General features: G+C 35.4%; 10 protein-coding genes, 1 rRNA gene and 2 riboswitches. All 11 genes read left to right on the top strand.

Translation table 11 applies throughout. The features are described from left to right. Positions 1-249 precede the first annotated feature (249 nt). On the top strand, positions 250-756 hold the full coding sequence (locus HZS85_RS11100; RefSeq protein WP_214856028.1) for an HNH endonuclease: 507 nt from the start codon (positions 250-252) through the stop codon (positions 754-756). A 290-nt stretch (positions 757-1,046) separates the two neighbouring features. Next, the gene (locus HZS85_RS11095; RefSeq protein ID WP_214856025.1) at positions 1,047-1,823 is read left to right on the top strand and encodes a hypothetical protein; all 777 of its coding nucleotides are present in this window, start codon (positions 1,047-1,049) and stop codon (positions 1,821-1,823) included. 78 nt (positions 1,824-1,901) lie between these two features. Then, on the top strand, positions 1,902-3,680 hold the full coding sequence (locus tag HZS85_RS11090; RefSeq protein ID WP_214856022.1) for an ATP-dependent nuclease: 1,779 nt from the start codon (positions 1,902-1,904) through the stop codon (positions 3,678-3,680). Between the two features lie 93 nt (positions 3,681-3,773). Further along, on the top strand, positions 3,774-4,835 hold the full coding sequence (locus HZS85_RS11085; RefSeq protein WP_214856019.1) for a toll/interleukin-1 receptor domain-containing protein: 1,062 nt from the start codon (positions 3,774-3,776) through the stop codon (positions 4,833-4,835). Positions 4,836-5,189: 354 nt separating this feature from the next. Then, positions 5,190-5,903, top strand: a complete 714-nt coding sequence (locus HZS85_RS11080) for an HNH endonuclease (protein ID WP_214856017.1) — start codon at positions 5,190-5,192, stop codon at positions 5,901-5,903. Positions 5,904-6,068: 165 nt separating this feature from the next. Next, positions 6,069-6,641, top strand: a complete 573-nt coding sequence (locus tag HZS85_RS11075) for a recombinase family protein (protein WP_214856015.1) — start codon at positions 6,069-6,071, stop codon at positions 6,639-6,641. A gap of 302 nt (positions 6,642-6,943) precedes the next feature. Further along, positions 6,944-9,451 (top strand): DEAD/DEAH box helicase family protein, encoded by a 2,508-nt coding sequence (locus HZS85_RS11070; RefSeq protein WP_214856013.1) that lies wholly within the window; start codon positions 6,944-6,946, stop codon positions 9,449-9,451. 596 nt (positions 9,452-10,047) lie between these two features. Continuing rightward, a riboswitch (purine riboswitch) is annotated at positions 10,048-10,149 on the top strand. 279 nt (positions 10,150-10,428) lie between these two features. Next, positions 10,429-11,433: a DUF2382 domain-containing protein gene (locus tag HZS85_RS11060; protein ID WP_214856011.1), complete on the top strand. Its 1,005-nt coding sequence runs from the start codon at positions 10,429-10,431 to the stop codon at positions 11,431-11,433. Between the two features lie 182 nt (positions 11,434-11,615). Next, positions 11,616-11,717: riboswitch (purine riboswitch) on the top strand. A 135-nt stretch (positions 11,718-11,852) separates the two neighbouring features. Beyond that, entirely contained in the window at positions 11,853-13,157 is a 1,305-nt protein-coding gene (locus tag HZS85_RS11055) for an NCS2 family permease (protein WP_214856338.1), read from the top strand. Between the two features lie 75 nt (positions 13,158-13,232). Continuing rightward, positions 13,233-14,153, top strand: a complete 921-nt coding sequence (locus tag HZS85_RS11050) for a proline dehydrogenase family protein (RefSeq protein WP_251137964.1) — start codon at positions 13,233-13,235, stop codon at positions 14,151-14,153. 319 nt (positions 14,154-14,472) lie between these two features. Continuing rightward, positions 14,473-14,791: ribosomal RNA gene (locus HZS85_RS11045) — 16S ribosomal RNA — on the top strand; the annotation flags it as partial.

The following is a 14,791-nucleotide window of genomic DNA, read 5'->3' as shown; positions in this document are numbered from 1 at the left end:
AATTAAATGAATAGTTATTCAAAAAAAACTTTGAAAAAATCGAAAAAAGTTCTTGGTGGCGATTTTCTTGAGAAAGAGCAGGTTTTTACTGACGAATCTGCCTCATATCGGAAAAACTCGATTTGATATGATCAGGATATCAAATTTATTAGATGCAATATAGCTAATAAAATCCCCCAAAAAACAAATCAGAAAGAGAGGGTAGAGTAGTTAGAATTTAAATTTAAATGATCTTCTACTACAATAATAATGTTTAAGAGATGTAGCAAATGTTCCATTTTAAAAAGTAAAGGTGAATACGGTGCTGATAGAAGTAAAAAAGATGGGTTAACTAGTTCTTGTCGCAAATGTATTCAGCTACGAAACAGAAAAAGAAAAGAAAATGGAGGTGATTTTAATAAAAAACAAAAAGAACAAGCATTTGAAAAATATGGGTACGTATGTCAAATATGTTTAGGAGAAAAAAATCTTCAGGTCGATCATATGTTGCCTCAGCATATTTGCAAGCCGAACAAAGCGAGCGTAGTTGAAAATGCTTGGATACTTTGTAAATCCTGTAATGCAGCAAAAGGAACTCGTATTTTGCTAGAAGTAATCAAAAATGTACCAAAAGATATTCTAGAACCAATGTTATCTAATAACTACGCAAGACCCATTGCAAACAAAGATTTTGAAAGAAAAATAGTAAAAATCGGAGGAAGTGAATTTACTGAAATTAAGGCGAAATTATCAAAAAAGGCGTTAGTAGCTAGCTAAGGTATTTTCTGAATAATACTGAAAAGTGGGTGTACTTTGTTGGATACATTAATTTTAGTACCCACTTTTTAGGTGGGTATAATTAAAACTACACCCAAAAAGTAGGTTATTTCCATTTTGGACAATAGTAGCATTTATATAAAGAATCAGAAGAAAAATTTAGACAATAGATAGAAATAAATAGAGAAAAGAGTTCAAGGAGATAGAAATATATCCCCCCCCCGCCCGGCAGAGCCGAGCGGAAAGGGGTTTAAACGAACTCAAAATTAATTAAAAATGGAGTTGTATTTATGAATAGCAAAAATCTAAGTTCGACAGACTATGAAAAATCAGAGTCTTTTATTAAATTATCAAGATCGTTAATCGAAAGTATGAATAGTAATGAAAATGCAGAATTGGACATCTATCATTTAGTTATAATTAAATCACTTGCAAACAACTTTCAAAAAGCTGCGTTTACCGGTGTAAATCATTTAATGCGATTTATAGGAATGAATATGGAGCAAAGTGCTACTAAATTGAGAACAAATAATTCTCTTGTTAGATTACAAGAACATGGACATATTGAAATCTATGAAGATATTAAAATGAAAAAAAGAGTTTACGAGCTGAAAAATTCAACAGATTATTTTATAAAACCGACAGGTAAAGATGAACATGAAAATTTTGCAAAAGTATTTTATGAGGATATTCAAAAAATTGTTTTGATGAAAACTAATTATAAATATAAAGCATTTGCAGTCTATCTTAACGTTATTTGTTACCTATATTATAATCAGACTACACATCCTTTATCGTATATCAAGATAGATACTATTGTTGACCAAACTAATATTAAAAGAAAAACAGTAGTTGATCTTTTAAAACTATTGATAAATCATGAAGTCTTGTATTGTGTAAATATTCATATTAAAAAAGGAGTACTAAGAAACTACTATACTAGATGGATTCACAGAGAATATACTCAAAATTGGGCAGTTGGAAGAGCTGAATACAGCTATAGAATTGAACAAAATAAGTTTATTAGCGAAAATATAGGTGTATCCGACGAAAAAGGAATCTTTTGAAAAGATTCCTTTTTTTATTTAATTAAGTACATATATTCCTTTTGTACGTAGTATTATGGGTAAAAAGAGGTGTTTAGATTGAAGTTAGACAAATTAACTATTAGAAATTATAAAGGAATTAAAGAAATAACATTGAACGTCGATAAAATCTCTATTATTATCGGACCAAATAACTGTAGTAAAAGTACTATCCTGCAAGCTTTAACACAATTTAGCGATAAAAGCTTAAAATTAGATCCAAAACTATATCATAACCATGATACTAGCCAACCGATTAGTTTTCATGCGACTTTTAGTGAACTTACGGATGATGAAATTCAAATGCATGGGCTTCGAAATTCAATTCACAAAGAAACAGGAAAATTTATTGTAAGAGCGATTTATAACTATGGTACGAATGTAGTACGTAAATCTAAAACATCTGGATCAGAGGAACATGATTTAGCAGAGGATCATTGGGGAGGGAACCTTGGCGGAGGAAATAATGGATCGCACTTCTTAAATGTTTTTCCTGAAATTGTTTACATACCGGCAGTGAAGGATGCAAATGATGAACTTAAAGATAATTCAGCTCATATGAAAACGTTAGTTAGTTTGTATAAAAGCGTTGTAGCAGGATTACCTGAATATATTGATGCTTATGAAAAAACTCAGCAATTACAAAGAAAAATTAATGAACATGACGATGAGAAAATCACTTATTTTGAAAATGAAGTTAAAGAATTTTTAAGTGAAGTAACCTCGACCGAAGTGAAATTTAAAATGAATGTTAATCCTGTGGAAGAAATAGTGAAGACTTCGCTTGCTACAAACTTTAATTACAATAATGGTTTAGATACTGACTTAAATCATCAAGGAAATGGCGTTCAACGAACATTTATTTTATCCGTGTTCAAAGGATTTAGAAAGTACAAAAATCGTTTTGAATCAGATAACGTAAAAAATAACAGACCTCTAATTATTGCGCTGGAGGAACCAGAGTTATATTTGCATCCGCATCTAGCAAGAGTCTTCAAAGACACCTTATACAGCTTAGCAGATGAAGGCTTTTTCCAAGTACTTGCAACCTCTCATTCACCTAATTTTGTTGATTTATCAAAATCTAATAGAACTCTTGCGAAAGTTTATGTTGATTCTGGAAGCGGAGTAAAGTTAAACCAAATTGATTCAGATATTTATGGTTTGCCCTCTCATGAAAAGGAACGTATTCAAGCGTTACTCCGATTTAATCCATATGTAAATGAAGTGTTTTTTGCAGATAAAGTGATTTTGGTTGAAGGAGATACAGAAGTAATTGCATGGAAAGTGATAGGTGAAAAACTAAAGGATGAAGGGTTAATTAGTCCGGAAGATTTTTATAAAACAAGTGTAATAAATTGCAATGGTAAAGGAACTATGTATTTGTTATTAAACGTTTTAAATAATTTTGGAATCAAATATACAGTCATTCATGATTACGACTTAACTGAAGTAAATAAAAAAAACATACGTAGGTCTGTTTCTTCATTGAAGACTACTATGACTTTAAATCATAAAATAGAAAAATTAACTCTCGTTAGAGAAAATAAAAAATTTGTACTTCAACATACTTTTGAAGCCGAAATGCCAGATGACTACGAAAAGGGATCTTCAAAATCATTTTCTGCATACGAGTATTTAAATGGGAAAAGCTTATCAGATTTACAAATAAACTTGATTGAAATCATAAAAAATTCGTATGGAGTAGAGGGATGTAATCTAGTTCATAGTAATGAACATTTACTTGATAATTACGATTGGGACGAGTTAAAAGAGGCTAAAACCGAATGGAGAGAGCCTGAAGAAAGTGAATATATAATTAAACTGTGGAATAACTAATAATACTTATTTACTAATTTGAGCGCATTATTATTAAATAATAAATTATTTGTTTTATTAATCAATATTTAGCTTACGAAAGGAAAATGACTTTTGAAAAAAATATTTATTAGCCACTCTACTAAAGATGCTGATTTAGCTACTAGTTTTTTAGATCTATTACAGAATCAATTTAGTTTGAAAAGAGAAAACTTTTTTTTGACTTCGGATGAAGAATTTTCTGCAGGTCAAAATTGGATAGAAGCAATTAAAGATTGGATGAAGGACGCAGATATTATTCTACCCATAATTACTCCGAATTATTTAGATAGTAAATTTTGCTTATGTGAGTTGGGGGCAGCATGGATTAATGAACAGTCGCTTCTTCCTGTCATAATTCCAAATCTAGATCATAGAGCACTTGAAGACACCCCATATCGGTCAGTTATTCAATCAATAACATTAAATTCGACTAAAGATTTCTTACGATTAGCAGAATCGATGAGAGAAAAAGAAATTGGTAAATTTAACTCAGTAAGTTTTACAACTAGAGCTAATAAACTTTTAGAGCATGTAGTTCTGCCTTATTCTAAATCATTAGATGATGATAGAGAGCGTATCACAGTCGAAATGATGGATGGATTGAAAGAAACGTTGAGGGAATATCAAGAAGCGTATCAAGAAGTTAATGATGAATTGGATAGACTAAGAAGAGAAAATACCTCATTAAGAACATTAAAAGATGCAGAAGAAGTAACTGCTTTTGATTTAGAAAATATGGATGAATGGGACAAATTTCTTAGTGCTGTGGAGAAAGTGAATTTAGGATTGAGACAATTGTCTATAGAACTTGTAACTGTACTTTATTATCAGTTCAAAAATGGAACTGAAGGTTTCTATTCCAACGAATATCATAATCAAAATAAGTTTCAAGATTTAGAAAGTCAAGGACTTATAAAATGGGACGATGGATGGGTTCCTGATTATGACCATCCAAAAATAAATAGAGTGACTGAATCCCTAAATGAAGTATCTAAATTAATTGATGATAATTCCTTAAATGATCAGTTTGAGATGAAGTTTGAAAGTGAATTTCAAGATATTCGCTTAGGGTTAGCATATTCACCTTTTTGGGAAGAAGTTTTCGGAACAAACATTCTAAACTTGAGTAGCTAAAGTACACGTAGACTATACTTTTTTTGTAGGTTTTCTATCCCATTCATTTTTACAATCTGGGCATTGCCACTTACGAACACTATCGAATTCCACACTCGTTTTCCCAATTTTTCGTGTGAAGTGAGTTGCTCCATAAAATTTCTGTGATTCTTCCGGAATCGGTTCTCCTTGAAGGTCAGCATTACAGTAAGGGCAATATTCTTTACTATTATTCATGTAATCACCTTATCTTTTTTATTTTTAAACTTAAATGATAATAACATAAAAAATAAAAGCTAAAAGCTAAAAGCTAGCACACGTGTTAATTAGTACTATTGATAGAAAAATAACTAATAAATAAAAGGATAAATTAATATGCATATTATTGATAGTGAAAAAAGATATTTCACAAAAAAATTGTTAATTGAAACAAATAATGCAGCAATTAGAGAAAAAAGAAATCGCCAGTTAGTTGAACATTATTTGGAAGATTTAGACGAAAACAAAGTTTACCCGATAATACTCTCTCTAGATGAGCACAATAGAGGTGAAATCAGGGTTTTGATTGTGTTCGATGAACAAGGAACAAAAGCATTTTTAGATATGTCAAAAAAAAGATACAATTTATTACCTAAAGCAATCGAAAATGAAGATGGGACAATAGAGCTTGAGAGCGAAGAATCTATCAACTCTCGAAGACTTTATCCTGAAGGTAGAGAGTATGTAGAAACAGTTGGTAGAAAATTAATCAGGGATAGCAGTTTTAGAAAGAATGTACTAACTGCTTACAATAATCAATGTGCAATGTGCGAAATTTCTAAATCATCATTGTTGGTAGCTGCCCATATATACCCAGCTTATATGTGTGGAGATGATAGTATTAACAATGGGATTTGTTTGTGTAAAATACATGATAAGCTTTATGAAGATGGTGATATATTTATAAAACCTACTGGAGAAATAACCAGTAGCAATAAAAAAGTTGTCTTAAAACAAAGTCATATTAGAATGCCTTTAAATGAAGATGATATGCCATCAACAATTAGATTGAATCAAAAATTAAAAGATTCTATTCTCAAAAAATCATAATTTTCACTATAAAGACAGTTTATTAAATCATCGTTTTATAGACGGAATACCGAGAGAGTATAAACTAACATTTATGCTCTCTCTTTTTTGTTGTTTTTGTCTATAAACTCGTCTATTGTAGTTTGTATATAAAACGTATGAGAAAAAAGAAAAGAGGTTAGATGAATGCATCGAATCATCGGGTATTGTCGTGTGAGTACGGAGGATCAAAACTTAAATATGCAAGAAAGAGCTATTGAGAAATATGCGGAGGAAAAAGGACTGCGGTTAGTGATGTATGTTGAGAAAGTATCAAGTCGAAAGAGTGAGAGAGTCGAGTTGTTGAATGCAATGAAAGCTGCTACTCAAGGAGATCTCTTCGTTGTCTATAAACTAGATCGGTTAGCTAGAAGCACTAAAGAGTTATATGAATTAACTGAGCAACTAAAAGAGAAACAAGTTGATTTTGTATCAATTAGTGATGCATTTGATACATCCACTCCGACTGGGAAAGCGATGTTTGGCATGTTGGCTGTCTTTGCTGAGTTTGAGCGTGATATTATTCAGCAACGTACAAAAGCTGGACTAGCTGCAGCTCGTAAGCGAGGTAGAATTGGAGGTAGACCTACTATAGATGAAAAAGTGAAGAAGCGTGTACGTACCCTCTTTGAAGCTGGAGAAAGTGCGAGCGATATTGCGAAAGAATACGGAATTGGAAGAGCGACTGTCTATAAAATTATTAAAGAAAATAATGAATAAGAAAGTTTAGAAGAAATCTTTTCGTTAATAGTTTAATTATGTATTTCAATCTAATAATTAATTAAATAATTATTAATGTATGTAATCCGAAATAAAGGGGGGGGTGAATATCACGTTTATTAAGTCATATTTTTGCTTAGAGAGTACGGGTAGGCATATCCACACGCATTAAAAATCATACAAATATATATTGGTAAATAGAGGTGAAACGAAATTTATATGTAATTAATTTAACATTTATAGGTTTAATTGGTTTAAAATGAAACGAAGTGTATTAAATAATAAGGAGATGATAGCATCCAATGTTAAACTTTGAAAAATTACTAAGCGACACTTTAATGTCATCCGTTACTAATCCAGTTGAAATCTTCGATCTATTACCAAATAAAAACGAGAAATATAATGCGTTATTGAGACATCCTCAAGTAGAGGTTCTTGAAAAGTGGCATCTACAAAAGTTTGATGAGGACAATACAATTATTAAAATGAACACAGGCAGTGGTAAAACTGTAATTGGTTTGCTTATCTTACGATCGTATCTCAATGATAGTAAAGGTCCGGCAGTATATGTTGTTCCTGATAATTATTTAATTGAACAAGTTGTGCGTGAAGCAAATGATTTGGGAATTAAAGTTACAAAAGATCCTTCAGATCCAGATTTTGAGACAGGAGAATCTATATTAGTTATAAATATACATAGAATTATAAATGGTAAATCTACATTTGGAATAAACGAAATTAAAAAAGAGATTGGTTGTATGGTAGTGGATGATGCTCATGCTTGTATGAGGATTGCTAAATCTCAATTCGCCGTTACTATACCTAGAGACAATTCTCTATATGATGAAATTTTTGATATTTTTAGAGACTCGATTAAGCATCAAAGTGAGAATAGATTACTAGAAATAGAGGATGGAGACAGAGGTGTACAACAATTAATTCCTTTTTGGAATTGGCAAGAAAATGTTTCTTCCATTACAAAGCTTCTTCATTCTAAAAGAGAAGATAATGGTGAAAATAATAAAAGCTTGTTTTATAACTGGGCATTAATAAAGGATAATTTAAATTTAGCAGACTGCGTTATTTCATCAGAAGAGATTGCGATTAATTTAGATTTCTTGCCAGTAGAAGTAATTCCTAGTTTTAATGAATGTTCGAGAAGAGTTTTTATGAGCGCTACGATTGAAGATGATACTGTTTTAGTTTCACATTTTAATATTGAAAGTACTAGTGTTCAAGAAGCAATTTCACCAGAGAAAGCAAATGATATTGGTGAGAGACTTATTGTGATTCCGCAAGATATTAATGCTGAGATTACAGATGAAAATTTAAAAAGTTACTTTAAACAGTTATCATTAGACAATAATGTTGTAGTTCTAGTTCCTTCTGAATATCGTTCGAATTTTTGGAATGATGTGGCTGATGTTATTGTTAAGAATCACGAAGATTTAATCAGAACGACTAGCAGCCTTAGACAAAGGCATTTAGGATTAGTAGTTCTTATTAATAGATATGATGGTATAGATTTGCCTCGAAGTGCTTGTCAAATATTGGTTCTAGATGGTTTGCCGGATGCGAGAAGTACATTTGGGAAATTTGAAGAAGTAGCTTTAAGCGGTAGTAAACAAAGCTTATTTGATAAAATACAAAGAATTGAGCAAGGAATGGGACGTGGAGTAAGGTCTAAAGAAGATTATTGTGTAGTCTTTCTTATGGGTAATTCTCTTGTGAAAGCTTTGTACGCTCCTGGAGCTAGAGATGCTTTTACAGAAGCTACTAGAAAGCAAATGGATCTTTCTAAAAATATCAACAAACAGATAATCAATGGAGAAATAGAAGAAATCGATGCTACCATTAAATATTGTTTAAAAAGAGATCCTAATTGGATTAAACTACACAATGCGACAATTTTAAAAGTAAAGTATAATTCCGAACTGATTTTTAATAGTGATACTCTTGAACAAAAAAAAGCATTTGATTTAGCCAAAGCAAGAGACTATGTAAAAGCATCAAAAATCACTCAAGATTTAGTCAATAATGCTGGTGGAAAAGCGAAAGGCTATCTTAAATACAAATTGGCTAAGTATACGAATTTTTATAATAATGTAAACGCACAAGAGCTGGTTATAGCATCTAAAACTTTGAATAGTGCTTTACCTTACCCTATTAGCGGAATAACATATAATAAGTTACAATTTCAAAATACAAACCAAGTTGATAGAATTATCGACTTCAATATGGAAACATACTCAAATACAAATGAATATATTCTAGGGTTCAACGCAGTTTTAGAAAAACTGCAATTTAATAATTATTCGGCTAATAACTTCGAGCAAGCTGTTAAAGACTTAGGTAATCACTTAGGTTTTGTTTCACAAAGACCTGAGAATGATTTTAACAAAGGACCAGACAACTTGTGGGCAACTGGAGAAAATTCAGCGCTTATAATTGAATGTAAAAATGAAGCTGAAACAAAAACGATTTCTAAAAGGTACTGCAATCAGTTAAATGGGTCTTTGATCTGGTTCGAAAATCAATATAAGTTAATTTCTAAAAAAATTCCGATTATGATTCATCCTTATAATTGTTTTGAGTATGCGGCTTCACCACATCATTCTATAAGAATCATAAACAAGGAAAAATTAGAGGATCTTAGACGTAATTTAAGTATTTTCATTACTCAAGTAGCTTCTTGTTCATATGATAAACCTACTGTGTCCCAATTGATAAAAAGCTTTCAGTTAGAGCATGATTCATTTGTTGAACGGTATACTGTTGACTTTACTACTGCATCGGGAAAATCTAAGTAAGTATGAAATACTCTAATACGCCCGACTAAAACAATAAGTATATTGTTAGGAAGCTTGGGACCTGCTACAATTGTATAAGGAAATAATGTGAAAAAATGAGCGGAATCTTAAGTTAAATAGATTGATAAACCCTTTAATACCAATGTTTTTGAAGCGTCCTGTACGATGTGACGTCGAAACCACCTTCAACGATTGAGTGGGAATAAGGACTAGACTTGCTGAGAAAATTCGTCTCATGAAACCTGTCGTACCAACGTTTTAAAGGGGATAGGTGAAAAGAAGTCTGTTTCACCTTCAACAACTCTATTTCAAAATGAAGCTCTCTTTTGTTCACATTATTTGTGAATGGAAGTGAGCTTTTTTCGTAACCAATCGCATCGAACTGTTGGATGACATTAGACAAAATCAATTTATTCGAGAGATTCAATTAAGATGTATCGAGATATTTTGTTAGTTTTTACTGGAATATATAATAAATCATTAAACGGATAGGATGCACGCTCTCATAATAGATTGGGCATGAGCTGAAGTCGATCGACTAGATTATGGTTTAGTCATAAATTTGACCATGCTATGATGTGGCTGTGTTTGTTTTTCATATCAATAAAAAATATTATCGTATAATTCCGGGGACAGGGTTTGAAAGACTTTACAGTAACACCGTAATGATTTCTACTATGGCGCACATACAACATCGTACCTTTATTGAAACGGCTTTTACTTCTTAGGTAAGGGTCTTTTCTTGTTGCGTAGCATGACTAAAACGTTTTAAACAGGAAAAATTTTAATAATGAACATGCTCTAGTAAACAGGATCAATACATTCCAAAGAGCCTTCAATAATTAAAAAAGATGTACAAAAAAATCAGGTTTAATCAGAAAAAAAGTAGGGGAAATTCAAACTGTTGGCATATAAGATTGATTTTCAAGAGCTAATTATTATTTTTCGTGGCATTTATTAAAAAGGAGGAAGAGATCATGACGAGAAAAGAAGATACATTTATCCAAGTATTTAATACCCAAGCGGAAGTACTGAGTAAAGTAAACGAATTGAAAGCGCAGGGATATGACGAAAGAGATATGTATGTCGTGGCTCAAGATAAACATTCCTTCTCCATGGTAGAGAATCAGACAAACGTCAATGTAGATACTGCCGGTGAACAAGAGCACCAAGGATTTATGGGGAAATTCATGGCTGCCTTTTCAGACGACTCTTCTACGGAAGCATTCCGCGGAATGGGCTTATCGCATGATGAATCAGAAGAATACCGTCGTCAGGTAGAAAGCGGCAAGCTGGTTTTATATGTAGACAGCGACTATGGCGATTCTTACGAAAAGCATAGTCAAAGCTACAACCAAACTTCTGGAGTAAACGATAATCAATATGATCGCACGGGAGTCGAAGCAAATCGGGATCACAACGACCATCTCTCTGATAACGGCTCTCTTTCCCGCACAGATCGAGACCAAGGCTACGACAACACTTTAAGTGCAGACCGAAGCCAAGACTATGACGATACTCTAGGGGTCGATCGGTCTGGTGCAGATCGGACTGGTGTTACTGAAACGAACAGTGATACAGAAGAAGAACGCCTTCGCCTGCATGAAGAACGGTTAAATGTAGATAAAGAAAGAGTGCAAACAGGGGAAGTAAACGTCAGTAAACACGTAGTCGAAGATCAACAATCGATCGAGGTGCCGGTAGAGAGGGAAGAAGTTTATGTGGAACGGCGTAAAGTGGATCATAATGCGTCGGGAACAGATGCTTTTGTAGATGAGAACGACTCCATTCACGTACCGCTTTCAGAAGAAAAGGTAGTAGTATCAAAAGAAGATGTAGTCTCTGAAGAAATTGTTGTTGGAAAACGTAAAGTGCGAGATACAGAAACTGTATCTGAAACGGTACGACGCGAGGAAGCAGATATTGATGAAGGTACGGATACGAGAACGGACGTAGACCGTGACGATCATAAACGACTGTAATGGACCAAACTAAGAGGGAGATAGCGATCAGCTATCTTCTTTTTTACTGCAAATTAAAGACAACTCAAAAATAACGCTTACAAAACCGAACGTTCGGATAAAATAAGTGGTTAAATTTCGTTTTTATGGTTGACCCGTGAATTTGAGCATGCTACGATGTGTCTGTTCTTATTTTTCATACCACTAAAAAACATAAATAATGCCGTATAATTCTGGGGATAGGGCCCGGAAGTCTCTACAGGAACACCGTAAAGGTTCCTACTACGGCGCACACGCAACATCGTGCGCTTATTGAAACGGCTTTTACCGCTTAGGTAAGGGCCGTTTTTCGTTTTCAAGGAGACGGCTTATTTGGAAGGAAGGCAATCATGAGCACACAATTGAAACAGCCACACCAACCGAAAGCAAAAGAAAATGCGATTGCGCGTTTCTTTGATTTCAATGGGCTTGGTACGAACATGCGTACAGAGTTCATCGCCGGCATGACGACGTTCTTCGCCATGGCGTACATCTTATTCGTCAACCCGAACACATTAGCAGAGGCAGGCATGGATGCGGGAGCGGTATTCGGTGCTACAGCGCTCGTCGCAATCATCGGTTCCATCACAATGGGAGTATTTGCGAATTATCCAATTGCGCTTGCACCGGGTATGGGTTTAAACGCCTTCTTCGCATATAGTGTCGTCATTGGAATGGGTATTCCATGGCAAACTGCACTTTCGGGCGTTCTCGTCTCAGGTCTCGTCTTCATGGTATTAACGGCTTCAGGCATTCGTGAAGTGATCATCAATGCGATTCCAGAGCCGTTGAAAATGGCAGTCGCAGCAGGTATCGGTTTGTTCATCGCCTTTATCGGCTTGAAAACAGGTGGTCTCGTCGTTGCGAATGAAGCGACACTCGTTTCACTCGGTGATTTAAGTAAAGGAACAACACTTCTCGCGGTATTTGGTCTTGTCGTATCGGCGATCTTGATGACACGCGGTGTCAAAGGCGCGATCTTCTTTGGAATGATCGTGACGGCGATTGCTGGAATGATCTTCGGTTTGATTCCAGTCCCAACAAGTCTTGGTGAAATCGTTTCAGCACCACCAAGTATCGCACCGACATTCGGACAGGCATTCCTTCACTTCGATGAAATCTTCACGGTTCAAATGATGATTGTCATCCTGACTTTCTTCTTCGTTGATTTTTTCGATACAGCAGGTACGTTGGTTGCAGTAGCAAACCAAGCGGGTCTGATTAAAGAAAATAAAGTACCGCGTGCGGGTCGCGCATTAATTGCTGACTCAACAGCGACAGTAGCAGGTTCGATTCTTGGAACATCAACAACGGTTTCTTACGTTGAATCCAGTGCAGGGGTCGCAGCAGGTGGTCGTTCAGGGATGACCGCAATCGTCACAGCATTGTTCTTCGGTCTCGCTTTATTCTTCTCACCATTACTTGCAATCATTACAGCACCGGTCACAGCGCCTGCATTGATCATCGTCGGTGTATTGATGGCAGCTTCACTGCTTCAGATTGATTGGAAAAAATTCGAGTACGCTGTTCCGGCTTTCTTGACCGTCATCATGATGCCATTAACGTATTCGATCGCAACAGGGATTGCATTCGGTTTCCTCTTCTACCCGGTCACGATGATCGCGAAAGGACGAGCAAAAGAAGTGCATCCGATCATGTACGTGTTGTCACTCGGCTTCCTCGGTTACTTCATCTGGTTGCATTAATCCAAACTACGTCTTTCTTCTATATAGAAGAAAGACGTTTTTTTGTTAGGGAGAGGGTAAGGGAGAAGAGAGAGGATGATTCAGATGTTACAGCAGATTACTGGACCTGTATTCGAGTACTTGGCTGAAAATAAGTTACTGATTCAATTAGCCAGAAAAGTCGGGTTACCACTTGGTGGAACATTGTTCGTCGGAGGGCAGGGCGCGGAAGAGACACTCGACACAGTCAAACAGTTCAATCAAGATGGACGAGCGGCGACAGTAGATTGTTTAGGCGAATTCATCGAGACTGAACAGGACGCGGTAGAGATTGCGAACGAATGCATCAAAGTCATCGGACAAATCAAAGCATATGATCTAGATGCACAAGTATCTTTAAAACTTACTTCAATCGGATTAAGGATTGATCCAGATATCGCCTATCAACAGTTGAGACGTATTGCGGAAGTTGCAGATCAACAAAACATGCGTGTGACAGTCAATATGGAAGAAGCGATGATGGTCGAGTCAATCGTTCGAGTATTCGAACGCGTACATGAACATTATCCAAACGTCGGAATTGCATTACAGGCAAATGTATACCGCAGTCGTTTTGATCTAGAACGTCTTCAGGCAACAGTACGTGTCGTTAAAGGCGCATACGATGGAGACGATGAAATCTATATTCAACCTAAAAAGACCGTCGATGAGACGTACCTTCAATTAGTGAAGATTAATTTGTTAGAAGGCAACTACACGCAAATCGCGACACATGATGAACAAGTTATTCAGCAAATCATTGACTTTACTCAAATGGAACAAATTGATCCATCACGGTTTGAATTTCAAATGTTTCAAGGCATGCGACCAAAACGACAACAAGAGTTAGTTCGACAAGGTTATCGTGTCGTCATCTACGTTCCACATGGTTTGGACTGGTATACGTATTTGATGAGAAGGCTAGCAGAACGCCCAGCGAATATCGCGTTTACAGTAGGCGCTATGTTAAGAAGGTAAAGGCTTTGCGAAGAGGATTTAAACTCTTTGCAAAGTTTTTTTAAAATAATGCTTGTGTTTGTCGAATTTTGTTGTTATATTAATAAATGTTCCAGCGAGACGCCTTTTATAAACGGTTCGTTGGGGCTGAAAAGTTTATTAAAAAGCATGGTTGACATAAACAAAACAACCTGTTAATCTATTAAAGTCGCTAAGGCGACAGACGAACTTTGAAAACTGAACGATGAGGCAAAAATCGTATTCTACGGAATACGAAAACGAATGAAGCGCAAGCTTCGTCAATCGTGACTCCGGTCACAACAACGAGCAAGTCAAACACTTCATGGAGAGTTTGATCCTGGCTCAGGACGAACGCTGGCGGCGTGCCTAATACATGCAAGTCGAGCGCAGGAAGCTGACGGAACTCTTCGGAGGGAAGGCAGTGGAATGAGCGGCGGACGGGTGAGTAACACGTAAGGAACCTGCCTCAAGGATTGGGATAACTCCGAGAAATCGGAGCTAATACCGGATAGTTCATCGGACCGCATGGTCCGTTGATGAAAGGCGCTTCGGCGTCACCTTGAGATGGCCTTGCGGTGCATTAGCTAGTTGGTGGGGTAACGGCCCACCAAGGCGACGATGCATAGCCGACCTGAGAG

Source organism: Exiguobacterium sp. s130 (assembly GCF_018619055.1).
Taxonomy (GTDB): Bacteria; Bacillota; Bacilli; order Exiguobacteriales; family Exiguobacteriaceae; genus Exiguobacterium_A.
Note: the sequence above shows the minus strand (reverse complement) of the source record. Positions and strands in the feature narration are given on the sequence as shown.

Bases quoted from the DNA above. Each gene is read 5' to 3' on its own strand.
- HZS85_RS11080 (WP_214856017.1), top strand. From the start codon at position 5,190: ATGCATATTATTGATAGTGAAAAAAGATATTTCACAAAAAAATTGTTA.
- HZS85_RS11070 (WP_214856013.1), top strand. From the start codon at position 6,944: ATGTTAAACTTTGAAAAATTACTAAGCGACACTTTAATGTCATCCGTT.
- HZS85_RS11095 (WP_214856025.1), top strand. From the start codon at position 1,047: ATGAATAGCAAAAATCTAAGTTCGACAGACTATGAAAAATCAGAGTCT.
- HZS85_RS11075 (WP_214856015.1), top strand. From the start codon at position 6,069: ATGCATCGAATCATCGGGTATTGTCGTGTGAGTACGGAGGATCAAAAC.
- HZS85_RS11050 (WP_251137964.1), top strand. From the start codon at position 13,233: ATGATTCAGATGTTACAGCAGATTACTGGACCTGTATTCGAGTACTTG.
- HZS85_RS11060 (WP_214856011.1), top strand. From the start codon at position 10,429: ATGACGAGAAAAGAAGATACATTTATCCAAGTATTTAATACCCAAGCG.
- HZS85_RS11100 (WP_214856028.1), top strand. From the start codon at position 250: ATGTTTAAGAGATGTAGCAAATGTTCCATTTTAAAAAGTAAAGGTGAA.